Source organism: Streptomyces sp. NBC_00076, assembly GCF_045041235.1.
Classification (GTDB): Bacteria; Actinomycetota; Actinomycetes; order Streptomycetales; family Streptomycetaceae; genus Streptomyces.
This window is the reverse complement of sequence record NZ_CP108242.1, coordinates 7,143,634-7,169,347: the sequence shown is the minus strand read 5'-3', so window position 1 is coordinate 7,169,347 and position 25,714 is coordinate 7,143,634. Positions and strand designations below refer to the sequence as shown.

26 protein-coding genes are annotated in these 25,714 nt (G+C 69.7%); 12 read left to right on the top strand and 14 right to left on the bottom strand.

The genetic code is table 11. From position 1 onward, the window contains the following. The first annotated feature begins 213 nt into the window (after positions 1-213). The gene (locus tag OHA64_RS32805) at positions 214-762 is read left to right on the top strand and encodes an amidohydrolase family protein (protein WP_405619286.1); all 549 of its coding nucleotides are present in this window, start codon (positions 214-216) and stop codon (positions 760-762) included. Here OHA64_RS32805 and OHA64_RS32800 read toward each other — a convergent pair. After that, positions 759-1,784, bottom strand: a complete 1,026-nt coding sequence (locus OHA64_RS32800; protein WP_405619284.1) for an ATP-dependent 6-phosphofructokinase — start codon at positions 1,782-1,784, stop codon at positions 759-761. The two genes, OHA64_RS32805 and OHA64_RS32800, sit on opposite strands and share 4 nt — an antisense overlap. Positions 1,785-2,016: 232 nt before the next feature. Here OHA64_RS32800 and pta point away from each other — a divergent pair, with 232 nt between their 5' ends. From pta to pyk, 3 genes are all read left to right on the top strand, one after another. Then, positions 2,017-4,119, top strand: coding sequence for a phosphate acetyltransferase (gene pta / locus OHA64_RS32795; RefSeq protein ID WP_405619282.1), 2,103 nt, complete (start codon positions 2,017-2,019; stop codon positions 4,117-4,119). Then, positions 4,116-5,321, top strand: a complete 1,206-nt coding sequence (locus tag OHA64_RS32790; protein WP_405619280.1) for an acetate kinase — start codon at positions 4,116-4,118, stop codon at positions 5,319-5,321. Before pta ends, OHA64_RS32790 begins: the two co-directional genes overlap by 4 nt. Positions 5,322-5,462: 141 nt before the next feature. After that, the gene (gene pyk, locus OHA64_RS32785) at positions 5,463-6,887 is read left to right on the top strand and encodes a pyruvate kinase (protein ID WP_405619278.1); all 1,425 of its coding nucleotides are present in this window, start codon (positions 5,463-5,465) and stop codon (positions 6,885-6,887) included. A 107-nt stretch (positions 6,888-6,994) separates the two neighbouring features. Here the strand turns inward: pyk and OHA64_RS32780 are convergent, their stop codons facing one another. Further along, on the bottom strand, positions 6,995-7,543 hold the full coding sequence (locus tag OHA64_RS32780) for a hypothetical protein (RefSeq protein ID WP_405619276.1): 549 nt from the start codon (positions 7,541-7,543) through the stop codon (positions 6,995-6,997). A gap of 150 nt (positions 7,544-7,693) precedes the next feature. On the opposite strand from OHA64_RS32780, the gene OHA64_RS32775 reads away from it, so the two are divergent. After that, complete coding sequence (locus OHA64_RS32775) at positions 7,694-8,608, top strand: SDR family NAD(P)-dependent oxidoreductase (RefSeq protein ID WP_405619274.1); 915 nt, start codon at positions 7,694-7,696, stop codon at positions 8,606-8,608. A 37-nt stretch (positions 8,609-8,645) separates the two neighbouring features. Here the strand turns inward: OHA64_RS32775 and OHA64_RS32770 are convergent, their stop codons facing one another. The 5 genes from OHA64_RS32770 to OHA64_RS32750 form a co-directional block, all read right to left on the bottom strand. Next, on the bottom strand, positions 8,646-9,128 hold the full coding sequence (locus OHA64_RS32770; RefSeq protein ID WP_405619272.1) for a hypothetical protein: 483 nt from the start codon (positions 9,126-9,128) through the stop codon (positions 8,646-8,648). Positions 9,129-9,236: 108 nt separating this feature from the next. Further along, positions 9,237-10,607 (bottom strand): hypothetical protein, encoded by a 1,371-nt coding sequence (locus OHA64_RS32765; protein WP_405619270.1) that lies wholly within the window; start codon positions 10,605-10,607, stop codon positions 9,237-9,239. Next, positions 10,597-11,217 (bottom strand): DUF6114 domain-containing protein, encoded by a 621-nt coding sequence (locus tag OHA64_RS32760; protein WP_405619268.1) that lies wholly within the window; start codon positions 11,215-11,217, stop codon positions 10,597-10,599. Before OHA64_RS32760 ends, OHA64_RS32765 begins: the two co-directional genes overlap by 11 nt. Before the next feature lie 103 nt (positions 11,218-11,320). Next, the gene (locus tag OHA64_RS32755; protein WP_405619266.1) at positions 11,321-11,953 is read right to left on the bottom strand and encodes a DUF6230 family protein; all 633 of its coding nucleotides are present in this window, start codon (positions 11,951-11,953) and stop codon (positions 11,321-11,323) included. A 650-nt stretch (positions 11,954-12,603) separates the two neighbouring features. After that, positions 12,604-13,584, bottom strand: a complete 981-nt coding sequence (locus OHA64_RS32750; protein WP_405619264.1) for a tetratricopeptide repeat protein — start codon at positions 13,582-13,584, stop codon at positions 12,604-12,606. Positions 13,585-13,787: 203 nt separating this feature from the next. On the opposite strand from OHA64_RS32750, the gene OHA64_RS32745 reads away from it, so the two are divergent. Then, positions 13,788-14,411 (top strand): TetR/AcrR family transcriptional regulator, encoded by a 624-nt coding sequence (locus tag OHA64_RS32745; protein ID WP_405619262.1) that lies wholly within the window; start codon positions 13,788-13,790, stop codon positions 14,409-14,411. A gap of 60 nt (positions 14,412-14,471) precedes the next feature. Here the strand turns inward: OHA64_RS32745 and OHA64_RS32740 are convergent, their stop codons facing one another. The 5 genes from OHA64_RS32740 to OHA64_RS32720 all read right to left on the bottom strand — a co-directional run bounded on the left by OHA64_RS32740 (position 14,472) and on the right by OHA64_RS32720 (position 17,952). Next, entirely contained in the window at positions 14,472-16,172 is a 1,701-nt protein-coding gene (locus OHA64_RS32740; RefSeq protein WP_405619260.1) for a methylmalonyl-CoA mutase, read from the bottom strand. A gap of 75 nt (positions 16,173-16,247) precedes the next feature. Then, complete coding sequence (locus tag OHA64_RS32735) at positions 16,248-16,586, bottom strand: DUF3817 domain-containing protein (RefSeq protein ID WP_362446547.1); 339 nt, start codon at positions 16,584-16,586, stop codon at positions 16,248-16,250. A gap of 43 nt (positions 16,587-16,629) precedes the next feature. Further along, positions 16,630-17,139: a MarR family winged helix-turn-helix transcriptional regulator gene (locus OHA64_RS32730; protein WP_405619258.1), complete on the bottom strand. Its 510-nt coding sequence runs from the start codon at positions 17,137-17,139 to the stop codon at positions 16,630-16,632. Between the two features lie 172 nt (positions 17,140-17,311). Further along, on the bottom strand, positions 17,312-17,605 hold the full coding sequence (locus OHA64_RS32725) for an MTH1187 family thiamine-binding protein (RefSeq protein ID WP_405619256.1): 294 nt from the start codon (positions 17,603-17,605) through the stop codon (positions 17,312-17,314). Next, positions 17,602-17,952 carry a DUF3817 domain-containing protein gene (locus OHA64_RS32720; RefSeq protein WP_405619254.1) on the bottom strand — a complete coding sequence of 117 codons (351 nt, stop codon included), beginning with the start codon at positions 17,950-17,952 and terminating at the stop codon, positions 17,602-17,604. Before OHA64_RS32720 ends, OHA64_RS32725 begins: the two co-directional genes overlap by 4 nt. Positions 17,953-18,163: 211 nt before the next feature. Between OHA64_RS32720 and OHA64_RS32715 the strand changes: the two genes are divergently transcribed. The 4 genes from OHA64_RS32715 (at position 18,164) to OHA64_RS32700 (ending at position 20,821) form a co-directional block, all read left to right on the top strand. Further along, on the top strand, positions 18,164-18,796 hold the full coding sequence (locus OHA64_RS32715) for an AIM24 family protein (protein ID WP_405624216.1): 633 nt from the start codon (positions 18,164-18,166) through the stop codon (positions 18,794-18,796). A 1-nt stretch (position 18,797) separates the two neighbouring features. Next, the gene (locus tag OHA64_RS32710; RefSeq protein ID WP_405619252.1) at positions 18,798-19,448 is read left to right on the top strand and encodes an AIM24 family protein; all 651 of its coding nucleotides are present in this window, start codon (positions 18,798-18,800) and stop codon (positions 19,446-19,448) included. 2 nt (positions 19,449-19,450) lie between these two features. Next, positions 19,451-20,248, top strand: coding sequence for an AIM24 family protein (locus OHA64_RS32705; RefSeq protein WP_405624215.1), 798 nt, complete (start codon positions 19,451-19,453; stop codon positions 20,246-20,248). Between the two features lie 96 nt (positions 20,249-20,344). Continuing rightward, positions 20,345-20,821, top strand: a complete 477-nt coding sequence (locus tag OHA64_RS32700; protein ID WP_405619250.1) for a MarR family winged helix-turn-helix transcriptional regulator — start codon at positions 20,345-20,347, stop codon at positions 20,819-20,821. A gap of 42 nt (positions 20,822-20,863) precedes the next feature. On the opposite strand, the gene OHA64_RS32695 is transcribed toward OHA64_RS32700, so the two are convergent. Further along, on the bottom strand, positions 20,864-22,297 hold the full coding sequence (locus tag OHA64_RS32695; protein ID WP_405619248.1) for a sensor histidine kinase: 1,434 nt from the start codon (positions 22,295-22,297) through the stop codon (positions 20,864-20,866). Then, positions 22,294-22,962 carry a response regulator transcription factor gene (locus tag OHA64_RS32690; RefSeq protein ID WP_405619246.1) on the bottom strand — a complete coding sequence of 223 codons (669 nt, stop codon included), beginning with the start codon at positions 22,960-22,962 and terminating at the stop codon, positions 22,294-22,296. Before OHA64_RS32690 ends, OHA64_RS32695 begins: the two co-directional genes overlap by 4 nt. A 284-nt stretch (positions 22,963-23,246) precedes the next feature. On the opposite strand from OHA64_RS32690, the gene OHA64_RS32685 reads away from it, so the two are divergent. After that, positions 23,247-24,914, top strand: a complete 1,668-nt coding sequence (locus OHA64_RS32685; RefSeq protein ID WP_405619244.1) for an IS200/IS605 family accessory protein TnpB-related protein — start codon at positions 23,247-23,249, stop codon at positions 24,912-24,914. A gap of 99 nt (positions 24,915-25,013) precedes the next feature. Further along, entirely contained in the window at positions 25,014-25,694 is a 681-nt protein-coding gene (locus OHA64_RS32680) for a PepSY domain-containing protein (RefSeq protein ID WP_405619242.1), read from the top strand. Positions 25,695-25,714 lie beyond the last annotated feature (20 nt).

The window sequence follows — 25,714 nt, the reverse complement described above, 5'->3', positions numbered from 1 at the left end:
GGCTCCCGACGAACGCGGCCGCCGAGTCCAGCCAACCCGGACAGTACGTCTTTCTGATCCCCCCCGCGCCCTCTGACCGCCCTGGCGAGAGGCGCGAGGCGGCGTGATCACAGGACGGTGCGGCCAGACGGTGCGTGTGGGGGTGTTGCTGGGACCACCGGGGGCCTCAGCGCGCTGGGGTTGCCCCGCACGTGAACCGGCCGCCGGCCGGACGTGCCGTCCCGGGCCGAGGAGTGGAAGTACCTGCCCGCCTGGCAGACGGAGAGCTGGCCGGAGCAGCTGGCGGCCCTGACCGGTGGGCGCACCCCCCAGCAGGAGCGGCAGATCCGCCGGATCTTCGCGCACCGGCTCCGGCTGGTGAGCGAGCTGCACGGCGCGGGTGTGCGGCTGGCGGCGGGCACCGACACCGGCACCGGATACCTCGTCCCGGGCTTCGCCCTCCACGACGAGCTGGCACTGCTCGTGGCGGCCGGCCTCACCCCGGCCGAGGCCCTGCGCGCGGCCACGCGGGACGCGGCCCGCACCCTCGGCCTGCCCGCCGTCGGCACCGTGGCCCGCGGACAGGCTGCCGATCTGCTCGTCCTCGACGCCGCCCCTCTGCGCGACATCCACAACACCCGCCGCATCCACGGCGTGGTCGTCGACGGCAGGTGGATCCCGCCGGAGGAACGCCGCCGACTGCTCGCGGCAAGCTGCTCCTGGTCGTCCGGCCCCGCCTCGGCGGCGACGACAAGGCGTCTTTCCTCAAACGAAACGGCCTAGAAGACGGACTCCGCCTCGTCCATCCGGTCCTTCGGGACCGTCTTCAGCTCGGTCACCGCCTCCGCGAGCGGCACCATCACGATGTCGGTGCCGCGCAGGGCGGTCATCCTGCCGAACTCGCCCTGGTGTGCGGCCTCCACCGCGTGCCAGCCGAAACGGGTGGCGAGGACGCGGTCGTAGGCGGTCGGTGAGCCGCCGCGCTGGACGTGGCCGAGGATGACCGGCTTGGCCTCCTTGCCGAGTCGGCGCTCCAGCTCGTACGCCAGGGCCGTACCGATGCCCTGGAAGCGCTCGTGGCCGAACTGGTCGATCGCGCCCTTGCCGTAGTCCATGGTGCCGTCGGCGGGGTGGGCGCCCTCGGCGACGCAGACGACGGCGAACTTCTTGCCGCGGGCGAAGCGCTCCTCGACCATCTTGACCAGGTCCGCCGGGTCGAAGGGCCGCTCGGGCAGGCAGATGCCGTGGGCGCCGGCCGCCATGCCGGACTCCAGGGCGATCCAGCCCGCGTGCCGGCCCATGACCTCGACGACCATCACGCGCTGGTGGGACTCGGCGGTGGTCTTGAGGCGGTCCATCGCCTCGGTGGCGACACCGACCGCGGTGTCGAAGCCGAAGGTGCGGTCGGTGGAGGAGATGTCGTTGTCGATGGTCTTCGGGACGCCGACCACCGGCAGGCCCGCGTCGGACAGCATCCGCGCGGCCGTCAGCGTGCCCTCGCCGCCGATCGGGATCAGCGCGTCGATGCCGAAGTCGCGCGCGATGTCGTACGCGTTCTCGCAGGCCTCGCGCAGCCGGTCGCGCTGAAGGCGGGACGAGCCGAGGATGGTGCCGCCGCGAGCCAGGATGCCGCTGACGGCGTCGAGGTCGAGCGTGCGGTAGTGGCCGTCGAGCAGGCCGGCGTACCCGTCCTCGAAGCCGATGACCTCGTCGCCGTAGTTGTCGACCGCTCGGTGCACGACCGACCGGATCACGGCGTTCAGGCCGGGGCAGTCGCCGCCTGCGGTGAGCACTCCGATGCGCATCGTGCTGTGTCTCCTGCTCGCTGTTGATACCGGTGAGCCAGTTCCGATTGTTTCATGCCCTATAGGGCGACGTCGCCGCCTCTGCCGACGGGTGCCGTATATATCGCCAGGGGTACTGTCAAGAGGGTTCTGCTCACCTCGGTGGGCGATTTTTATGAGCCCACGAGCCCACGAGTCTTCCAGCCCACGAGTCTTCGAGCCGACCAAGACGACGACGAAACGGAGAGCGCGCGTGACCCGCAGCGTGTACGTGACCGGCATCGACCGCGGCGACGGCCGCCAGGTCGTCGAGCTGGGGGTCATGGAACTCCTGACCCGGCAGGTCGACCGGGTGGGCGTGTTCCGTCCCCTCGTCCACGACGGCCCCGACCGTCTCTTCGAACTGTTGCGCGCCCGGTACCGGCTGGCCCAGGACCCGGCCACGGTCTACGGCATGGACTACCACGAGGCGTCCGCCCTCCAGGCCGAGCGCGGCGCCGACGAGCTGGTGTCGACCCTGGTCGACCGCTTCCACCTGGTCGCCCGTGACTACGACGTCGTCCTGGTCCTCGGCACCGACTACGCCGACACCCAGTTCCCGGACGAGCTGTCGCTCAACGCCCGGCTGGCGAACGAGTTCGGCGCCTCGGTGATCCCGGTGGTCGGCGGCCGGGGCCAGACCGCCGAGTCGGTGCTCGCCGAGACCCACAACGCCTACCGCGCCTACGACGGCCTCGGCTGCGACGTCCTCGCCATGGTCACCAACCGGGTCGCCCGGGAGGACCGGGACAAGATCGCCGAGCAGCTCGACTCCCGGCTCCCGGTGCCCTGCCACGTCCTGCCCGACGAACCCGCCCTCTCCGCGCCGACCGTCGCCCAGATCGCGCACGCCCTCGGCGCCAGGGTCGTCCTCGGCGACGACTCCGGGCTCGCCCGGGACGCGCTGGACTTCGTCTTCGGCGGGGCGATGCTGCCGAACTTCCTCGGCGCCCTCACCCCTGGCTGCCTGGTCGTCACCCCGGGCGACCGGGCGGACCTGGTCGTCGGTTCGCTGGCCGCGCACAGCGCCGGCACCCCGCCGATAGCCGGCGTCCTGCTCACCCTGAACGAGGTCCCCGGCGACGACATCCTCACCCTCGCCGCCCGCCTCGCCCCCGGCACCCCGGTCCTCTCGGTGGCCGGCACCAGCTTCCCCACCGCCGCCGAGCTCTTCTCCCTGGAGGGGAAGCTGAACGCGGCCACCCCGCGCAAGGCGGAGACCGCGCTCGGCCTCTTCGAGCGGTACGTCGACACCGCCGACCTCAACCGGCGCGTCTCCGCGCCGAGCAGCGACCGCCTCACCCCGATGATGTTCGAGCACAAGCTCCTGGAGCAGGCCCGCTCGGACCGGCGTCGCGTCGTGCTGCCCGAGGGCACCGAGCCGCGGGTCCTGCACGCGGCCGAGGTGCTGCTGCGCCGCGGGGTGTGCGACCTGACCCTCCTCGGCCCGGTCGACCAGATCCGCAAGAAGGCCGCCGACCTCGGCATCGACCTGGGCGACGCCCAGCTGATCGACCCGGCCACCAGCGAGCTGCGGGACTCCTTCGCCGGGAAGTACGCGGCGCTGCGTGCCCACAAGGGCGTCACGGTGGAGCTGGCGTACGACGTCGTCTCGGACGTGAACTACTTCGGCACGCTGATGGTGCAGGAGGGCCTCGCCGACGGCATGGTCTCGGGCTCGGTGCACTCCACGGCGGCCACCATCCGGCCGGCCTTCGAGATCATCAAGACGAAGCCTGACGCCGACATCGTCTCCTCCGTGTTCTTCATGTGCCTTGCCGACAAGGTCCTCGTCTACGGCGACTGCGCGGTGAACCCGGACCCGAACGCCGAGCAACTGGCCGACATCGCGGTCCAGTCGGCGTCCACCGCCGGGCAGTTCGGGGTGGCACCGCGGATCGCGATGCTGTCGTACTCGACGGGTACGTCCGGCTCGGGCGCCGACGTCGACAAGGTGCGCGAGGCGACCGAGCTGGTGCGCTCGCGGCGGCCCGACCTGAGGATCGAGGGGCCGATCCAGTACGACGCCGCCGTGGAGCCGTCGGTCGCGGCGACCAAGCTGCCGGGCTCCGAAGTCGCCGGTCAGGCCAGCGTGTTGATCTTCCCGGACCTCAACACCGGCAACAACACCTACAAGGCCGTGCAGCGGTCGGCCCGCGCGATCGCCGTCGGACCGGTGCTGCAGGGTCTGCGCAAGCCGGTCAACGACCTGTCCCGGGGCGCTCTCGTCCAGGACATCGTCACGACGGTCGCCATCACCGCGATCCAGGCCCAGACACTCGCCGCGTCCCCTATCGAGAAGGCAGTCGACCAGTGAGCGCGACCCGAGTCCTCGTCCTCAACTCCGGTTCCTCGTCGGTGAAGTACCAGCTGCTCGACATGCGGGACAGCAGCCGGCTGGCCCTGGGACTCGTCGAGCGCATCGGCGAGCAGTCCTCCCGGCTCAAGCACACGCCCCTCGCCCGCGGCGGGGAGTCCCGGGAGTGGACCGCGCCGATCGCCGACCACGACGCGGCCCTGAAGGCGGTCGCTGAAGAGCTCGCGAAGGACGGGCTGGGGCTCGACTCCCCGGAGCTGGCCGCGATCGGGCACCGGGTCGTGCACGGCGGGAAGCTCTTCACCGCGCCGACGGTCGTCGACGACACCGTGCTCGCCGAGATCGAGCGGCTGATCCCGGTGGCCCCGCTGCACAACCCGGCCAACCTCACCGGCATCCGCACCGCCCGGGCGCTGCGGCCCGACCTCCCCCAGGTCGCCGTCTTCGACACCGCCTTCCACACCACGATGCCGGAGTCGGCCGCCCGGTACGCGATCGACGTGAAGACCGCCGACGAGCACCGGATCCGGCGCTACGGCTTCCACGGGACCAGCCATGCGTATGTGTCCCGGGCGACGGCGAAGCTGCTGGACAGGGCGCCCGAGGACGTCAACGTGATCGTGCTGCACCTCGGCAACGGAGCGTCCGCCTCGGCGGTCCGGGGCGGGGTGTGCGTGGAAACCTCCATGGGACTGACGCCTTTGGAAGGGCTGGTGATGGGTACGCGATCGGGAGACATGGACCCGGCCGTCATCTTCCATTTGATGCGCGTTGGCGGAATGTCCACGGACGAGATCGACACTCTCCTCAACAAGAAGAGCGGATTGATCGGTCTGTGCGGGGACAACGACATGCGGGAGATCCGCCGCCGGATCGACGAGGGTGACGAACAGGCCCGACTGGCCTTCGACATCTACATTCACCGGCTGAAGAAGTACATAGGCGCCTATTACGCCGTACTCGGACGCGTGGATGCGGTCGCCTTCACAGCGGGAGTCGGGGAGAACGCGAGCGAGGTGCGGGAAGCTGCGGTGGAAGGCCTGGAGGGACTGGGCCTGGCCGTGGACGGCGCGCTCAACGCCGTACGCGGCGACGAGCCGCGGCTGATCTCGCCCGGGCACGCGCGGGTGGCCGTCGCGGTGGTGCCGACCGACGAAGAACTGGAGATCGCCACACAGACCTACGCACTGGTCGGGCAGTAACGATATGCGGCTCCGCCGCGTGACCGGCTGATCAATACACGGCAGTAACACGCCTGAGCATAGAGCCGCCCATTTGTTCTCTCCGCTGTTCTTCCACCAGACGGAATATTCCGGAGCGAAACAAACCGATAGGATCGCCCCATGCGCCGTTCGAAAATCGTCTGTACTCTCGGCCCCGCGGTCGACTCCCATGAACAACTCGTGTCGCTGATCGACGCCGGCATGAATGTGGCCCGCTTCAACTTCAGCCACGGCTCACACGCCGAGCACCAGGGGCGGTACGACCGCGTCCGTGCCGCCGCCAAGGAGACCGGCCGGGCCATCGGTGTGCTCGCCGACCTTCAGGGCCCGAAGATCCGGCTGGAGACCTTCGCCGAGGGTCCGGTCGAGCTGGAGCGCGGTGACGAGTTCGTCATCACGACCGAGGACGTCCCCGGTGACAAGCAGATCTGCGGGACGACCTACAAGGGCCTGCCCGGCGACGTGACCAAGGGCGACCAGATCCTGATCAACGACGGCAACGTCGAGCTGAAGGTCACCGAGGTCGTGGGCCCCAAGGTACGGACGATCGTCATCGAGGGCGGTGTCGTCTCCGACCACAAGGGCATCAACCTGCCCGGCGCGGCCGTGAACGTCCCGGCGCTGTCCGAGAAGGACATCGAGGACCTGCGCTTCGCTCTGCGCATGGGCTGCGACCTGGTCGCCCTGTCCTTCGTCCGGGACGCCTCGGACGTCGCGGACGTGCACAAGATCATGGACGAGGAGGGCCGCCGGGTCCCCGTCATCGCCAAGGTGGAGAAGCCGCAGGCGGTGGAGAACATGGAGGACGTCGTGATGGCGTTCGACGGCGTCATGGTCGCCCGTGGCGACCTGGCCGTCGAGTACCCGCTCGAGAAGGTCCCCATGGTGCAGAAGCGCCTGATCGAGCTGTGCCGGCGCAACGCCAAGCCGGTGATCGTGGCGACCCAGATGATGGAGTCGATGATCACCAACTCCCGTCCGACCCGCGCCGAGGCCTCCGACGTGGCCAACGCGATCCTGGACGGCGCCGACGCGGTCATGCTGTCCGCCGAGTCGAGTGTGGGCGCGTACCCGATAGAGACCGTGAAGACGATGTCGAAGATCGTCGCCGCGGCCGAGCAGGAGCTGATGTCCAAGGGCCTGCAGCCGCTGGTCCCGGGCAAGAAGCCGCGCACGCAGGGCGGTTCGGTGGCCCGCGCCGCCTGCGAGATCGCCGACTTCCTCGGCGGCCGGGGTCTGGTGGCCTTCACCCAGTCCGGCGACACCGCCCGCCGTCTCTCGCGCTACCGCGCGGTCCAGCCGATCATCGCGTTCACCACGGACGAGTCCACCCGCAACCAGCTGACGCTCAGCTGGGGCGTGGAGTCGCACGTCGTGCCGTTCGTGAACAGCACCGACGAGATGGTCGACCTGGTCGACCAGGAGATCGCCAAGCTCAACCGCTTCAACCCGGGCGACATCTGCATCATCACGGCCGGTTCGCCTCCCGGCGTGGCGGGCACGACCAACATGCTCCGGGTGCACCACCTCGGTGGCGGCAGCTGAGCACCCCTTAAGGGCTCGAGTACGGCACTGAGGGCGCCCCCTGTGACGCAGGGGGCGCCCCGTCGTCTCCCACGTGCCGTACCCCTCCTGTGCCGCATCCACCAGGTTCACGGCAGATCGTCGGCCAGCCGCTCCCACTCCTGGAACTCGACCCAGCGGGGGCACGCCGCGAGGAGCGGGCCCAAGGTCCGTACCGGAGCAAGCAGTCGCCGGATCATCCGGAGCGCCATGATCTGCTCGCGGTCCAGCTCCCGCCAGTGCGGGGCCGACCGGGCTGCTTCCTCGGCGGACAGGGGCATGGCGGCCAGCGCGCCTTCCAGCACGGCTTCCGGATCAAGCAGGGGGACGCCCGCGCGTGGCCCCACGTGTTCCAGCAACCAGGACCGCAGGTTCAGATCCCGCAGCAGCCACTCGTTGCCTTGCGGTCCGGTCGCCCGCTCGGCGCCCGCCAGCAATGCCCTCCACGCCTGCCCGACCGCGCGCCACCGGTCGTCGGTCAGCCCGGTCGGATCTTCCCGAAGTCGGGCGGCGAACTGCTGGGCCGCGGCCATCCACTGGCTCACCGCCCCGTGGGCCCGGTCGGCGTCCGGCGCCGACCAACGCCGCAGATGGGCGTCGAGGTCGAGCCGGTCGAGGCCGTCGAAGTACCCGGTCACCCAACGATCACCCCAGCTGCCTCGAACAACCACTTGATCGGCTCGCCGCCCATGCCCTCGTCCTCATCGTGGCGACAGGCCCTGCGTGACACAGTGATCCTCGGACCTCCCAATGCCCCCAACTCGCATCGCAACCAGAGGAATTCAACTGTGACCACGTCCATCATCGTCACTGGCGCCTCCGCGGGCCTGGGGGAGATCACCGCCGGGGAGCTCGCCGCCGCCGGCCACCATGTGATCCTCGCCTGCCGCAGCGCCGAGCGCGGCGAAGCCACGGCCGACCGTATCCGGACCCGCACTCCGGGGGCCGGCCTGGAGGTGCTCGAACTCGACCTCGCCTCGCTGGACTCGGTCCGTACGGCGGCCGGGAAGCTGCTGGCGGACACCGGCCGGCCGCCGCTGCACGGACTGGTGTGCAACGCGGGCGTCCAGGTCGTCAACGGCGTGCGGCAGTCGGCCGACGGACACGAACTGACCTTCGCCACCAACCACTTGGGGCACTTCCTCCTCATCCAGCTGCTCGCCGACCACATCGCGGCGCCGGGCCGGATCGTGCTGGTCTCCAGCGAGGTGCACCAGGGCCCGCTCAAGTCGATGGGCTTCCCCGCGCCGCACTGGCAGCACCCCGAGGCCCTGGCCGACCCGGCACAGACCGAGCTGGGAGACTCCGCCAAGGCGGGCCGCGTCCGCTACGCCACCTCGAAGCTCGCCAACCTCTATCTGACCTACGAGCTGGCCCCCCGCCTCGCCGGCCGCGGGATCACCGTCAACGCCTTCGATCCGGGCCTGATGCCGGAGACCGGACTCGACCGGGACTGGCCGGCCTGGATGCAGCGGATCTACCACACGACGGCCCCGCTGCTCGTCCGGATCCTGCCGGGCACCCGCACCGTGGCCCGCTCCGGCGGCGACCTGGCCTGGCTGGCCACGTCGCCCGACGTCGCCGATGTCACCGGGACCTATTTCTCGGGGCGTCGGCGGCGCGCGAGCTCCCGCCAGTCGCACGACACGGCGCACGCCGCACAGCTGTGGGAGGTCTCGGAGGAACTCGTCGCCGAACGCTGAGCACACCCGGGAACGAACCCACCAGCTCAGCCGGTGATCACGACCTCGATGGTGTTCCCGCCGTTTCCCGCAGCCACGCGGTGTCGCGCAGCGCCGGATGGGCGGTGGTGATCAGCCGGAATGCCTCGGCCTTCGCCCGGTCGGTCAACTGCCTCAGCTCAGCCCAGGACAGCTCGACCACACCCGGCGCGTAGTTCGTCGTGAGGGTGACGACCTCCGCTCCACGGCTGAGGGAGAACACGTGCCCGGTCACGCTTGTCTCCACCGCGATGTCACTCCGGGTCTCCAGCTCTGTCCGCGCGTACTCCAGCATCAGCGCGAAGTCGACCACGGGCAGTCCCGGTGTGCGCAGGCTGAGATCCACGCCTTGGACGACGAGTTGCACATCTGCCTGGAAGTAGCTCATGGAGAAGTCCGCGCCGGTCAGCTCCGGGTGCTCCGGCCGGTCCGGGTGCTCCGGTCGCCGGTCCGCGGACCACAAGACGTCGTCGGCGCGAGGCTCGAAGGAGAAAGTGACCATCTCTTCTTCCTGTTCCTCCTCAGAGGCCCTGTACGCCACTGAGGGCACCCCCTGCAAGGGGGCGCCCTCTGCTCTGTGCGCGGCTCCCGAACGGGCTTACAGGGGTGCTCAGCCGGTTATGTAGTTGTGCAGCCCGGGGATGTGCAGAGTCCCGCCGAACTGGCCGGCCTGCGTGACCTTCACGTTGGTGAACATGATTTCCGGGAGGTTCAACGGCGGCGGGTGCTCCGGGTCAAACGTGAGCGGAAGGAGGCCGAGCAGGTTCCCGGAGATGCTCTCCGTGTACATCACCGTCTTGCCGCCCGTGATCGTGGACGTCGAGCCCTTGGCCGCCTGCACGTGGTAGGTCTTGCCTGACTGCTTGTCCTTGACGATCTGATGCAGGTCGTCAATCTCGGTGCCGTTGGAGATGACGTACTTCAGCACCTTCTTGGTGGCACCGCTGGCCGTCCTCACCTCGACGACGCCCTGATAGTCGGCACCCTTGAGCGTCAGTTTGCTCGCTTCCAGGTACCAGGGGTCGTCGGGCAGGAGGATCTTGTTGTCGACGCCGCCCTCGTCGTCCGTGGCGGCCGGGCAGTCCTCAGGGTCCGTGGTGGAACTCGCCGACGGACTCGGGGAGGCGGCCTTGCCGACGGCTCCCCCTGCTTCCTTGACGGCCTTCTCAACAGCCTCGGTGGTGTCCTCGACCGTCTTGGAGGCGCCGTCGGTCGTGCCCTTCACGGTGTCGCCCACCGTGTCGGTGAGCTTCTTGGTGGTGTCCGTGAGGGAGCCGGACGTGCCCTTGTCGGTGCTCGCCGCGCCGTCGGAACCGTCGTCGGAGCTGTCCGGGCTCGCCGAGGCGGAGGGGGTGGCCGACGGCGTCGGGCTCGCGCTGTCCGTCGCCTTGGTACCGCCGGTGAAGATCCCGGTGATCGCGTCGCCGATGCCCTCCAGCAGGTTCCCGCCGCTCTCGGAGGGCGAGGGGCTCGCCTCGGACGCCGAGTCGCTCTCCCCGCTCGACGAGGCCGAGGGGGACGGTGTGGGGTCGGCCTTCTCGCCGGAACCTGAATCCGACGAGGAGGAGTCACCCGAGGAGCCCGTGCCGTCCGAGGACGGGGCCGGGTTCGGCTCCGCCGAGTCGCCCTTGCCCGAGGAGTCGGAGGAGCCGTCGGACGAGTCCTTGTCGTCCCCGCTCGCCGAGGTGGAAGGCGACGGACTGGCCGACGGCGACGCACCGTCCTCCAGCGCCGTGAGGCAGTCCTTGTACTCGTCGGCCGTCAGGCTCTTGGACGCCGGCTGGTCGTCGGCGAGCGCGAGGGTCGGCGTGAATCCCATACCCATGAGGACCGCCGTCGGCATCGCCGCCAGGGCTATCGCCTTGCCGGCCGGCACGTGGAACCTGGTGAACAGCGGCTTCTTGGGTGCCGCGTGGCGCGGCCCGGTTCTCACACGGGACGCGTCCACGTCAATCCCGTGGGTCACCTCGTCAGCCGGCACTGTGCCTCCCGTTCGCCCCGTTGACCGGGATCATTCCTGACAGATCGTTCGGCCGGTCCGCCCCGTCCGTCCCGTCCACCGGCCTGAGGACCGTGGTGTCGGGGTCCGTCGCCGCCGTGCCCTTGGTGAACAGGTCACCCGGGACCGCGCCCTCAGGGGTACCGCCCGCACTCGCGGGGACCCCAGGCGGCTGCGATACGGGCGGCTGGCCCGGTACCCACGACACGGCCATCGCTCCGCCGATGAGGGCGAGGAGGAAGCCGATGACGAAGCCGCCGAAGTTGGACACCGGGAGGGACACCAGGCCCAGCAGGATCGCCGCGACGCCCGCGAAGGTGCGTACGTGCTTCTGGAACCAGAGGCTGAGACCCAGGACGAAGAGCAGCACGCCGATGATCAGGGAGCCGGCACCCGCGGTGGTGGCCATGGCCAGCGTTACGTGACCCAACTGGAGGTTCGCGTACGGGAAGTAAAGGATGGGGAAGCCGGCGAGCGTGACGAACAGACCGGCCCAGAACGGCCGGGTACCCCGCCAGGCGCGGAAGTTCCGCCGGAAGACCGAGAGGTAGTGCTCATCGCGGCCGGGCGCGGCAGGAGTTTCGGCGCTCATGGAAAACAGCTCCCTGGAACGGCGTTGCTGTGGTGAGTGGTTACTGCGGGACGGAGAGTGGACGGGCGGGGGTGCCGGTGGCTCCCCCGCCCATCGCGAGTGCTTAGTAGCACTCCTTGACGCCCGTGGACAGCGACATCTTCAGGCCGCTGAGCTTGAACGTACCGGCGGTGGTCGCCCACGCCGTCTGCTTCACGTCGGTCAGCGTGGCCCTGGTGGCCTGCTGCGCGAAGCCGAACGGGTTGGCGGCGTCACCGCTCTTGATGCCGGGACCCTTGTCGAGGTCCTTGCCCGCCACACCGATGTCGATGTTCTCGAACGTGGCATCGGCGGAGAGGTCCTCGACATCGATGTACAGGTTGTCGGCCTGTACCGGCGTGTCACCGCCGCCAGCCTTCAGGATCAGGCTGACCGATCCGATCCCGGGGATGTCGGGCGTGACCACGGACTGGCACATGTTCGTGATCGAGGCCTTCTTGAAGGCCGAGACCGCGACGGGGTGAGCCGCCTTCTGGCCCTTGAGGGTGTACCCCGAGTCAACGGCCCCGTACTGCGAGAAGCCCGTGCCGACGAGCTTGTCGGCCGTGACCTTGAACGACTGCCCCGACACGCTGAACGACGCCGCGAGGGCGTTGTTCGCGAGGGCGAGACCTATACACGCCGTGGCGGCGACGCTGGGCACCATCACCACAGCGAACCGCTTCCATCTCGTCCCGCCACGCACCTGGGACTCCATATTTCCTCCTTCTCGGACGTACATCTCCTGGCCCTGGCTGCCCCTTCGACTCGATGGCTCAGCCGGGCAGGGATGGGAGAAGTGCTACGTCCTCGGGAAGGGGAGCGCCTGCACTCGGAGGCACTTACCGCGCCCGAATCACCGGCGATCACCCCCGAGCGACAACCACTGGTCGCGCCTGAACACGCATCACGCACAACCCTGCTGGACAGGCTTCGCCGGGTGGGCGAAGACCCCCCTGTCCTAGAGCCGACGTCACGCCGCCGGCTCTGCTCGGTGGGGACCCAGGGAATCCCGTGGACCCAACCGGCTGTCGGGGTACGGGAATGGACCGAGCGTGGCCGATCGTGGTGCATTCTCGCCGCTGACACAAGGGGGTTCGTTACTCGCTAGTAACGGCCGTATAACCGAACAACGACCCACCGGTCTCGGTCGGCGACGCTGGGTGTCAACAGGGGCCAGGACAAAGCTATTGATCGTTGGACAGAATCCGACAGATCTGCGCCGTTGGCTTACTGCAAGTAACAGCGGCCGCGTTTACCAAGTTTTGGTAAAGCGCGGCCGCATCGGCCAACCATCGGCCAATCTTTCACTTGGGCATCACAAGCCGTGACGTTTAACGACTGGTCAGAACCCGGTCGTCATCCCGGTCAGAACAGCGCCCGCGCGAGCGCCCTGCGCGCCCCCGCGACCCGCGGATCGTCGCCACCGACCACCTCGAACAGCTCCAGCAGTCGACGGCGTACGGCGTCACGGTCGTCGCCCGCCGTGCGGCGCACGGTGTCGATGAGCCGCCCGAAGGCGTCCTCGACGTGGCCACCCACCAGATCGAGGTCGGCGGCGTCGATCTGCGCCTGCGCGTCGTCCGGCCTCTCGGCCGCCTCCTTGCGCACCTGCTGCGGGTCCATGCCCTGCACCCGCTGGAGCAACTCGGCCTGGGCGAGGCCCAGCTTGGCCTCCGTGTTGGCCGGGTCGTCACTCAGTACGTTCCGGTACGCCTGGACGGCACCGCCGAAGTCCCCGGCGTCCAGGGCCCGTACGGCGGCTTCGAGGAGCGAGTCGTACGGGCCGGCCGGCACCTCGGGGGCCGACTGCTCGGCGTCGCCCGGCTCGCCGTCCGGGTCGACCACCAGGCCGGTGAGACCGAAACGCTGCTCGGCGACCTCCACCAACTGGTCCAGGGTCTGCCGGATCTGCGCCTCGGCGGCGGCTCCCTGGAAGAGCGGCAGGGCCTGCCCGGCGACGACGGCGAAGACCGCCGGGATCCCCTGGACCCCGAACTGCTGCATCAGCATCTGGTTGGCGTCGACATCGATCTTGGCAAGCAGAAAACGCCCGTTGTACTCGACTGCGAGTCGCTCCAGGACAGGGCTCAGCTGCTTGCAGGGCTGACACCACTCGGCCCAGAAGTCGATGACGACGGGCACCTCGGCGGACCGTTGCAGGACATCCCGCTCGAACCCTGCTTCATCGACCTCGATGACGAGATCGGCCGGGGAGAGCGCGCCCGCCCCACCGCCCTCCCGGGCCGCTTCGGCGCGCGCCTGCTCCGCCTTCGCCTTGGCCTCCTGGGCCGCCTTCACCGCGGCGAGGTCGACGACTCCGCTCATGGACATGTTCCGTGGCTGCATGCGTCTATCCTCCCCCGTTCCCCCGCCTGCGCGAAAAGCGTTCTGAAAGCCGGTCGTGCCACGTGCTGTTCGACGCGGGGTCCCCACCTCGCGCCCGTGGTTTCGCTACGCGTCGTAGCGTAATGGCACAGGACACCTCCGGTACACCCCACCCCGGTGATCTCCCTCACGGCCTCACACGAACCCACGGTTATGGTCGTGGGATGCAGAGCCGCACTCCCGCCCCGCGCGCCACCGGACGCCCGCGCAGCGCCGCCGCGCACTCCGCGATCCTCGCGGCCACCCGGGAGGCCCTGGTGGAGCTCGGCTGGTCCAAGCTCACCCTGGGTGACGTGGCGAGGCGGGCCGGCGTCGCGAAGACGACGCTCTACCGCCGCTGGGCCGGCAAGAACGAGCTGGTCGTCGACGCGGTGGCGGAACTCTTCGACGAACTGGAACTCCCCGACCGGGGCAGCCTCGCCGCCGACATCGAGGGCGTGGTCCTGCAGTTCGCGGCGATCCTGGACCGACCGGAGGCGAGGAACGGCCTGATGGCGGTGGTCGCGGAGTCGACCCGCGACGACGCCCTGCGCGAACGCGTCCGCGCCTCGATCGTGGACCGACAGAAGCGCCTGGTCCTGACGGGCCGCACACGAGCCCAGCGGCGCGGTGAACTCCCCCCCGAGTCCGGCCCGGAGGAAACCGCCCGCAAGATCGACCTGATCTTCGACATGGTCGCCGGCGCGGTCGTCCACCGCACCCTGGTCAGCGCGGAACCGGCGGACGACGAGTGGGCACGCGAGTTCACCCGGGTGCTGCTGCTGGGGCTGACGGGGGCGGAGGACTAGACCGGACGACCGGGGCGGGCGACCAGGGCGGTCGGGCTGCGCACGGGGCGCGTACGCGTCTCAGAAGCCGGCCGGCTCCGTGTACACCCCCCACTCGTCCCGCAACACCCCGCAGACCTCGCCGAGGGTCGCCTCCGCCCGTACCGCGTCCAGCATCGGCTCGATCATGTTGGATCCGTCCCGCGCGGCGGCGAGCATCGCGTCGAGCGCGGCCCGCACACCGGCCTCGTCCCGGGCGTCCCTACGGGCCCCGAGGGCGCGCACCTGCTCCCGCTCCACCTCGTGACCGACCCGCAGGATCTCCAGGTCGCCGGTGACGGAGCCGTGGTGGACGTTCACCCCCACGACCCGCTTGTCGCCCTTCTCCAGGGCCCGTTGGTACTGGAACGCGGACTCGGCGATCTCGCCCGTGAACCAGCCGTCCTCGATCCCGCGCAGGATCCCGGAGGTGACCGGCCCGATCGGGTGCCGTCCGTCCGGGTGGGCCCGCAGCCCGCGCTCCTTGATCTGCTCGAAGATCTTCTCGGCGTCCGCCTCGATCCGATCGGTCAGCTGCTCGACGAACCACGAACCGCCCAGCGGATCGGCCACGTTGGCGACCCCGGTCTCCTCCATCAGTACCTGCTGGGTGCGCAGCGCGATCTCCGCCGCCTGCTGGGAGGGCAGCGCGAGCGTCTCGTCGAGGGCGTTGGTGTGCAGCGAGTTGGTGCCGCCCAGCACGGCGGCCAGCGCCTCCACAGCCGTACGCACGACGTTGTTGTACGGCTGCTGCGCGGTCAGCGAGACACCGGCGGTCTGGGTGTGGAAGCGCAGCCACTGCGCCCGGTCGGTCCGCGCCCCGTACACGTCCCGCATCCACCGCGCCCAGATGCGGCGCGCCGCACGGAACTTGGCGATCTCCTCGAAGAAGTCGAGGTGCGCGTCGAAGAAGAAGGACAGCCCGGGGGCGAAGACATCGACGTCGAGCCCGCGGCTCAGCCCCAGCTCCACGTATCCGAAGCCGTCCGCCAGCGTGTACGCCAGCTCCTGCGCGGCCGTCGATCCGGCCTCGCGGATGTGGTAGCCGGAGACGGACAGCGGCTTGTAGGCGGGGATGCCCGCCACGCAGTACTCCATCAGGTCGCCGATCAGGCGCAGATGCGGCTCGGGCTGGAAGAGCCACTCCTTCTGGGCGATGTACTCCTTGAAGATGTCGGTCTGGAGCGTGCCGTTGAGGACGCCCGGGTCGACGCCCTGCCGTTCGGCGGCGACGAGGTACATGCAGAAGATCGGGACGGCCGGACCGCTGATCGTCATCGAGGTCGTGACGTCACCCAGCGGGATGTCCCGGAACAGGGCCTCCATGTCGGCGGCCGAGTCGATGGCGACACCGCAGTGTCCGACCTCGCCCAGCGAGCGCGGATCGTCGGAGTCCCGCCCCATGAGGGTCGGCATGTCGAAGGCCACGGACAGCCCGCCACCGCCGTTGGCCAGGATCATCTTGTAGCGCTCGTTGGTCTGCTCGGCGTTGCCGAACCCGGCGAACTGCCGGATGGTCCACGTGCGGCCCCGGTAGCCGGTCGGGTACAGGCCGCGGGTGAAGGGGTACTCCCCGGGCCACCCGATCCGCTCGAAGCCGTCGTACCTGTCCCCCGGCCGTGGCCCGTACACCGGCTCCACCGGATCCCCGGACAGAGTCGTGAAGTCGGCCTCACGCCTGCGTGAAGCGTCGTACCGGGCCTGCCAGCGCCGGCGGCCCTCTTCGATCGCGTCAGCGTCCATACCCTCGAATTTACTAGGACGTCCTAATAAATGTCGATCGCTGACCGCCGTACGCGTGTCGTACGGCGGGGCGGGTTACGCCTTGGCGGTCACCGGAGCGTCGTCGGCGATCTTCGTCTCCAGCTCGCGGGTGACCTTGCGCTCCACGAAGAAGGCGGCCGTGGGGATGGTCCCGGCCAGCAGCACCCACAGCTGCTTGGCGACCGGCCACTTCGCCTTCGAGCCCAGGTCGAACGCGAAGACCAGGTAGACGACGTACAGCCAGCCGTGCGCGATGCCCACGACACGGGTGAAGCCGTCGGCGCCGTCCAGGTCGAGCAGGTACTTGGCGATCACGCCGAGGGTCAGCAGGACCAGCAGCACACCGGTGACGTAGGCCATGACGCGATAGCGGGTCAGCACGCTCTTTTTCATGCGTACGAGCGTAACCACGCACTCCGGGAGATCTTGCCCCGGGTCAGTCCTCGTCGAAGTCGCTCGCGGAGACCCGCAGCGGCCGGAGCATCGCGAAGATCTCGCCGCACTCCTCCGCGTCGTACACCCCGAGCCCGAAGTCCATCGCCATCAGGTCGCGGGTGGCCGCGTCGACGACCTCGCGGCCCTTGTCGGTGATGGTGGCGAGCGTGCCGCGCCCGTCGTTGGGGTTGGGGCGCCTGGACACCAGACCCGACCGCACCAGGCGGTCGACGGTGTTCGTCACCGACGTGGGGTGCACCATGAGCCGCTCACCGATCTTCGACATCGGCAGCTCGCCGGCCTTGGAGAAGGTGAGCAGCACCAGCGCCTCGTACCGCGCGAACGTCAGTCCGTACGGCTTGACGACCGCGTCGACCTCGGCGAGCAGGATCTGCTGCGCCCGCATGATCGAGGTGATCGCGGACATGGACGGCACGTTTCCCCAGCGCTGCTTCCAGAGTTCGTCGGCACGGGCGATGGGGTCGAAGGGAAGGCTGAGCGGCTTCGGCACGACCCAGACCTTACCGGCCGGTCACATGGCGGTCAGCCCCGTCTCGCCCCTCGGTCCGCCGGACCTCCGGGGCCGGCGGCGCGCGGCAGACCGTACCGAGCACCCCGACACCGCACGCCGAGGGGCCCCGTCGTGCCCGCGTCCTCGACGGGACCTGCTCACCGTGCGTGGGTCACTCGGCGAGATGCCGCTCGACGGTCTCCACCTTGGACGTGAGGCCGTCCGTCACTGCGGGGCGGATGTCGGCCTTGAGGACCAGCGAGACGCGTGGTGCCCGTGCCTCCACCGCGGCCACGGCCCGCCTGACGACGTCCATGACCTCGTCCCACTCCCCCTCGACGGAGGTGAACATGGCGTCGGTCCGGTTCGGCAGGCCGGATGCGCGGACGACGCGCACGGCCTCGGCCACGTAGGCACCCACGTCCTCGCCGACACCCAGCGGTGTCACGGAGAAGGCGACGATCATGCGTTCACGGTCCCGTCCTTCGCCTGGCGGGCGCGGGAGGCGATGACCGCGTCCTCCGCCTCGCGGCGCAGCTTGCGCTCGGCGAAGAAGCCACCGGTGGGCAGCACGGAGAGGACGAAGTAGAGGGCGCCGGTCTTCAGGGGCCACTTGGTGCGGTTCCAGGCGTCCGCCCAGAAGATCACGTACAGGATGAAGAGGACGCCGTGGATCATGCCCATCACGGGGACCGCGTTGAAGTCCGTGGTCCGCTTCAGCACCGAGCAGACGAGGAGGAGCAGGAAGGAGATCGCCTCGGGGGCCGAGACCAGGCGGAGACGGCGCAGGGCGGTGGCGGTCTTGATGTCCACAGGTCACCTTCGGTGGGAGAGATGTCGGACGGCTTGTGAATACGGGCACAAACGTCCGCCCATTGTGGCAAACATCCGTGCGGTCACCGTGCCGGGGGTGGGAGGACCGCTTTTGCGACGCCCCGAGGAGTGCTCAGGTTGCGATCAGGGGGCACTCCTCCCGCAGGCCCTGTCGGCGGAGCCTCGCGGCCGCTACCTTCGCTGCGTGGCGATGTTCCGACTTCAAGGCAGCAAGGTGCTCGCCGTCGACATGACCGGGGACGCCGTGAAGGCGAAGAACGGCTCGATGGTCGCGTACGACGGTCAGATGGACTTCAAGAAGCTCAGCGGCGGCGGTGAGGGCCTGCGGGGGATGGTGACCCGGCGGATCACCGGCGAGCAGATGACACTGATGGAGGTGAAGGGGCACGGGACGTGCTGGTTCGCGGACCGGGCCTCGGAGATCAACCTCGTCGCCCTCCAGGGCGACAAGCTGTACGTGGAGTCGAGCAATCTGCTCGCGACCGACTCGGGCCTGAGGACCGGCACGTCGTTCACCGGTATGCGCGGTGCCACCCAGGGCAACGGGCTGTTCACGACGACGATCGAGGGGCACGGTCAGGCCGCGATCATGTCGGACGGGCCGGCGGTCGTGCTCCGGGTGAGCCAGCAGTATCCGCTGACCGTGGACCCGGGGGCGTACGTCGCGCACCAGGGGAACCTGCGGCAGTCCTTCCAGTCCGGTGTGACGTTCCGGACGTTCATGGGCGAGGGCGGCGGCGAGGCCTTCCAGGTCCGCTTCGAGGGGGACGGCCTGGTGTACGTCCAGCCGAGCGAGCGGAACACGATCGCGGGGGATGTGTGACATGGCCTTGCGTGAGATCAACTCCAAGATGGTCGAGGCGACCGTCCTGCCCGGGCAGCGGCTGTTCAGTCAGCGCGGGGCCATGCTCGCCTACCAGGGCGAGGTGTCCTTCACCCCGAACATCCAGGGCGGCCAGGGCGGGGTCATGTCGATGATCGGCCGCCGGGTGGCCAACGAGGCGACGCCGCTGATGTCGGTCGAGGGCAGTGGCACCGTGCTGTTCGGGCACGGCGGCCACCACGTCCAGGTGATCACCATGACCGGCGACACCCTCTATGTGGAGGCGGACCGGTTGCTCGCCTTCGAGGGCACGCTGGAGCAGGGCACGATGTTCATGGGCTCCCAGGGCGGCGTCATGGGCATGGTCCGCGGCCAGGCCACCGGCCAGGGGCTGTTCACGACCACCCTGCGCGGGCACGGCGCCGTCGCGGTGATGGCACACGGCGGAGTCATCGAGGTCCCCATCACCCCGCAGCGCCCGGTCCATGTCGACCCGCAGGCGTACGTCGCCCACCACGGCGACGTACGCAACAAGCTGTCCACCGCCCTGGGCTGGCGGGACATGGTGGGCCGCGGCTCCGGCGAGGCGTTCCAGCTGGAGCTCAGCGGCAACGGCGCGGTGTACGTCCAGGCCTCGGAGGAGAAACTGTGAGCATGTACGGGGCTCCGGGCGGCGGCCCGACGGTCTTCGACCCGATGACGCTGCCGTCCGACGACAACGTCAACAACTACACCTTCTGCGTGGAGCTCAAGGGGAGCCAGTGGTTCCTGCAGAAGGGGAAGATGATCGCCTACTACGGCTCGATGGACTTCAACGGCATCGGGCACGGGCGACTTGACCGCCTTGTCCGTACGTCCTTCCATTCGCCTCTGCACGCCAGTGACTGGGTGGTGGCGGAGGGCTCGGGCAAGATGCTCCTCGCCGACCGGGCCTTCGACGTGAACTCCTTCGACCTGGAGAACGGCAACCTGACCATTCGCTCAGGCAACCTGCTCGCTTTTCAGCCAACTCTCGCGCTCAAACAGTCGATCGTGCCAGGTTTTCTGACACTCATCGGAACCGGAAAGTTCGTGGCGGCCTCCAACGGCCCCGTGGTGTTCATGGAACCGCCGATCCGGGTGGACCCGCAGGCACTCGTCGGCTGGGCCGACTGCCCCTCTCCGTGCCATCACTACGACCACGGCTACATGACCGGCCTGATGGGCGGTCTACGTGCGATGACGGGTCTCGGCGGGGCCTCCGGGGAGGAGCACCAGTTCGAGTTCGTCGGGGCCGGCACGGTCCTCCTCCAGTCGTCCGAGGCACTCATGGCCGAGCAGGCCACCGGGGCGGTTCCGCAGCAGGCGGGAGTACCCGGCGGTGGCGGGGGCCCCGCGGGCCCCGGACAGCAGGCGGGCGCACCGCGTCTTCCCGGACAGCTGGGGGACCTCCAGCGTCGCTTCGGGCTGTGAGCGGTAGTCTGCGGAGTGTGACGTCGAACGTGTGCGCGCCGATGTCACCGCCACCCTCACTAGTTCGCCTTTCAACTTTTTAGGTAGACTTCATTTATGGAGACCGAGACGGCCACACGCTGGCTGACGGATGCGGAGCAGTGCGCCTGGCGCACCCACCTGGAGGTCAACAGACTGTTGACGTACCAGCTCGAAAAGGACCTGCAGCCGTTCGGCCTGACAATGAACGACTACGAGATCCTCGTGAATCTCTCCGAGTCGGAGGGCGTACGGATGCGGATGAGCGACCTCGCGTCCGCCACCCTCCAGTCCAAGAGCCGCCTTTCCCACCAGATCACCCGCATGGAGAACGCGGATCTCGTGCGGCGCGAGAACTGCGAGTCGGACCGCCGAGGTCTGTACGCCGTTCTCACCGAGACGGGCCTGGAGACGATGAAGAAGGTCGCGCCCCATCATGTGGCGTCCGTGCGGAGGCACTTCATCGATCTGCTGTCCCCCGACTCCCTGACGGAACTCGACAAGGGCCTGAAGCCCATCGCGGAACACCTCCGCGGGCAGCGGGGACGACCCTGAGGACGAGTCCGACGACATAGGGAGTCTCGTTCGGGTCGCCCCCTAGGCGATCGCCGGCAGGCGGAGTTCGAACTGGGCTCCGCCTGCCGGCGCGTCACCGACCGTGAGGGTTCCGCCGTGCCGCACGGCGACGTCCCGGGCGATGGCGAGACCGAGCCCCGCACCGCCGTCGTCGCGGCTGCGGGCGGCGTCGAGCCGTACGAACCGCTCGAAGATCCGCTCCCGGTCGCCCGCCGGCACCCCGTCACCGTCGTCGGCGACCTCGACCAGCGCCCACTCCCCCGCGCGCCGCACATTCACCCGGACGGCCGAGCGGGCGTGCCGCCCGGCGTTGTCCAGCAGGTTGGTGAGCAGCCGCCCCATCTGGCCCCGCGACCCCGCCACGGTCACGCCCTCCGGCGCCTCGACCGTCACGCCCGCGCGCCCGTCGGCCTCCTCCCGCGCCAGTGCGGCGAGGTCGAACCGCGCGTCGGCCGCGGGCCGCTCCCCCGCGTCCAGCCGGGCGAGCAGCAACAGGTCGGCGGCGAGGCGTTGCAGTCGTACGGTGTCCTCGACCGCTCCCGCCACGTCCAGCAGCTCGGGGTGGGCGGCGCCCACCTCGAGCTGGGTGCGCAGGGACGCGATCGGGCTGCGCAGCTCGTGGGAGGCGTCGGCGACGAACCGGCGCTGGCGCTCCACGGAGCTCTCCAGGGCGGCCAGCGTCTCGTTGGTGGTGCGGGCGAGGCGGGCGACCTCGTCGTGCGTGTCCGGCACCGGTACGCGGCGTGCGAGGTCCTCGGAGGCGGTGATCGCGGCCATCTCGCCGCGGATGCCCTCGACGGGGCGCAGGGCGCGCCGGGTGACCAGCCAGGTCACCGCCGCGACGACGGCGAGCAGCAGCGGGAAGCCGATCAGCATGACGGTCAGCGCGGTGCGCACGGCGCCCTGTTCGGCGGAGAGGGGGGCGCCGGCGTAGACGGTGAGCGTGCCCGCCTTCTCGGTCTCCACCTGGACGGCGGCGAAGCGGTAGTCGGCGATCTCATGGTCGATGGTCGCCGAACCGTTGGTGAAGGTGGTCCTGTCGTCGATGTCGCCCGGTTCGAGGGGCTCGGCGGCGTCGGAGTCGTCGTCGTCCGCGTCCTCGTCGCTCTGGTCGCCGGTCGCGGCGGGCTTCGTCGTAGAAAGCTTCACCGCGTCGGTGGCCGTGCCGCTGATCCGCTCCAGGTCCTTGGAGACCGCCAGGAGCTTCCCGTTCTCGTCGACGACCTGGACCGGCTCCTCGTCGTGGTCCAGGTCCAGATGCCCGGTGGTCTTCCCGAGGGACAGGTCGGTGGCGACCGAGCGCGCGGTGTGCTCCGCCTGGGTGCCGGCCTGACCCATGAGGTTGGAGCGCAGGGACAGCAGGACGGCGGCCCCGGCGGCGACCAGCGCCACGGCCACGACGAGCGTGGAGGCGAGGGTGGCCCGGGACCGGACGGAGCCGAACAGGCGTCTCATCGCTCCGCCTCCAGCCGGTAGCCCGCGCCGCGGACGGTCCGGATGAGGCCGGCGCGCAGCTTGCGCCGCAGGGTGCTGATGTAGACCTCGACGATGTTCGGATCGCCGTCGTAGGCGAAGTCCCAGACGTGCTCCAGTATCTGGGACTTGGACACCACCTCGCCGGCCCGCAGCACCAGTTGCTCCAGGACGGAGAACTCCTTCGCCGTCAGGGCGACCTCGTCCTCCCCGAGGAAGACGCGGTGGGCGGCGGTGTCCACCTTGAGGTCGCCGTGGACGTGCACGGGTGAGGCGCCGGCGCCCTGGCCGCGTCGCCGGAGCAGCGCCTTGATGCGGGCGACGAGGACGACGTACGAGAACGGCTTGGTGAGGTAGTCGTCGGCGCCCGTGTCCAGACCCTCCGCCTCGTCGTACTCGCCGTCCTTGGCGGTGAGCATCAGGATCGGCACGTCGTGACCGGCGGCGCGCAGGGCGGCGCAGACGCGGTAGCCGTTGAGCCCCGGCAGCATGATGTCGAGGATCAGGAGGTCGTACGGCTGCTCGGTGGCGCGGTGCAGGCCCTCCCGGCCGTCGTGAACGACATCGACGGCGTACCCCTCGGCGGTCAGCCCCTTGGCGAGCGACAGGGCCAGCCGCTTTTCGTCCTCCACGATCAACAGGCGCATGGGGTCAAGGTTCGCAGGGTGAAGCTGAAGATCTCTTCAGGGGGTTCGGAGCTGCTGGCGGAGTAGTAAGCAGGAGTGAGCTCGGGTGAGTGTGAGTGAGTGCCGAGGCCGGATGTGTGGGTCCGGTCCTCCGCGGTGCGCTGGGGGTGTTCTCTGCTGCCAAGGGGTGTTCTGAGCTTCGCCCACCTGTGGGGAACGGGAGTTCTTGGGTCGAATGGGTGACCTTTGTGGGTGGTGGTCGTTGACTGCGGTGATGGGGTCTTCGGCCGGGTGGGGGTGAACGGGTGGGTGGACTGCGGGAGTTGGCGGCGTCCTTCGTGGTGCCCGGCCCGGCTGGGGTGGCGGTGCGGGACCGGCTGCGGGTGAGCGAGTCGGACGCGGCGGTCCTCGCAGAGGTGGGGATGTTCCTGGGTTCGCTGTTGGCGGGTGATCTCGCGGAGCGCTCACGGCAGGGGCTGGCGCATGATGCGGCCGGGTGGGCGGTGCGCAAGCGGGAGTTGACGGGGAGGTCGTCGGCGCGTTGGGCGGGCAGTATCACCAAGGCCACGCATGACCAGTGGGCGCTGGCGAGGCGTGGGCAGGCCGCCCACATGGCCTGGCTGCGGCGGCAGATCGCGTCGGTGGAGGCGCGGCTGGGCCGGCCGCTGGGCGCGAAGGCGGACAAGCGGGCGGGGCTGGTGCGCGGGTATGCCACGCGCAGTGAGTGGCATGCCAAGTCCCGCCGCCTGCACACCCTGAAGGACCGCCTCGCGAGAGTGGAGGCGGACTGGGCAGCGGGCCGGGTGCGGGTGGTGCGCGGCGGCAAACGCCTCGCCCACACCCGCCACCACCTGGAGACGGCCGGACTGGACGAAGCGAAGTGGCGACAGCGGTGGCGGGCGGAGCGGATGTTCCTGTCGGCCGACGGAGAGTCCGGCAAACGCTTCGGCAACGAGACCATCCGCATCACCGACACCGGACAGCTCTCCATCAAGCTCCCCGCACCACTGGCCCATCTGGCCAACGCGTCGCACGGCCGGTATCTGCTGGACGCGACCGTGGCGTTCAAGCACCGGGGTGAGGAGTGGCGGGACCGGATCACCGCCAACCGCGCGGTCGCCTACCGCATCCACCACGATGTGGCACGCGGCCGCTGGTACGTGACCGCCTCGTGGCAGCGCGCCATCGCCCCGGTTCTGCCGCTGGACGCGGCGCTGGCGCGCGGGGTGGTGGGGGTGGACATGAACGACGACCACCTCGCCTGCTGGCGCCTGGATGTGCACGGCAACCCGGTCGGCGAGCCGCAGCGGTTCTTCTACGACCTGACCGGCACCGCCGCGCACCGGGACGCGCAGATCCGGCACGCCCTGACCCGGCTGCTCCACTACACGCGCCGCACCGGGGCAGCCGCGATCGCCATCGAAGACCTCGACTTCCGCGAGGGCACAAGCCGCGAGAAGCACGGCCGCAACAAGCGTTTCCGCCGCCTGCTCTCCCGCTTCCCCACCGCGAAACTGAAAGCGCGGCTGGTGTCGATGGCCGCCGAACTGGACATCGCGATCGTTGCGGTCGACCCCGCCTACACCTCCCGGTGGGGTGCCCAGCACTGGCAGAAACCACTGACCACACCGACTCGCACAATGTCCCGGCACGATGCGGCGAGCATCGCGGTCGGGCGACGCGCCCTCGGACACCCGATCAGGCTGGGGGCACCTCCCAGGCCCTTAAGGCACTGGGGGAGGACGGCACCGCCCCCGCAGCACCAGAGTGATGGTGCGGGGCATCGGACCGCCCAGGCCCGACCGCAGACCCGACGGCGTGAGGAAACCCGCCCCCACATCCCCGGACCGCGCACCGGATGCGCGCCGCCGGACCGTGGAGCGAAAGCGGGCGACCAGGGTGCCCAACACCGTTCGGGACACCCGGCTGAGCACGAGTTCTGGCAACAGGACCCACTCCCGCTCAGTCTTTAGGAACGGTTTCAGGTTCCTCTCAGCGTCGGTCGGTGATGGTGGTGAACGTCGAAAGCGAACGCAATCGGCGCGAAGCCGTACGACTCTGGAGGAATCCTCATGAAGCGCAACATCGTGATCGCCGCTGTGACAGCCGCCGCACTGGTCGGTGGCGGGACGGCCACGGCCCTCGCGGTGAGCGGCGACGGCGACGGCTCGGGTACGGCGCGGCAGGCGGCGGACGTGAGGGTCTCGGGTGACGACGCGCGGGACGACGACGCGGCCTCGACGGACGACGACTCGGCGCGGGCCGCCTCCGCGAAGGTGACGGCCGCCGACGCCATCGCCTCCGCGCTGCGGCAGTCGCCGGGCACCGCCGTCTCCGCCGAGCTGGACGACCAGGACGGTGACGACAGGGGGCCGGCCGCGTGGGAGGTCGACGTGCTCGCCGCCGACAACACCTGGCACAGCGTGCGGATCGACCCCGCCGACGGCAAGGTCCTCGGCTCCCACAGCGAGCGCGAGGACGACACCGCCCAGGTACGGGCCGCACTGAAGGGGTCGTCCGTGACGGCGTCGGAGGCCGCGAAGGCCGCGGCCGGCAAGGGCACCGTGACGTCGGTGGACCTCGATGAGGACGGCACTTCCGGCACGTCCCAGAGCTGGGACGTGGAGACGCAGAGCTCCGGCAAGGCCGAGCAGGAGTGGAACGTCGGCCTGAACAGCGGCAAGGTCACCGCGGACCGGGCGGACGACGACGCCGGCTCCAACGCCGACAGCGACGACCGTGACGACGACTGAAATGATCGTTCGCGAACGCG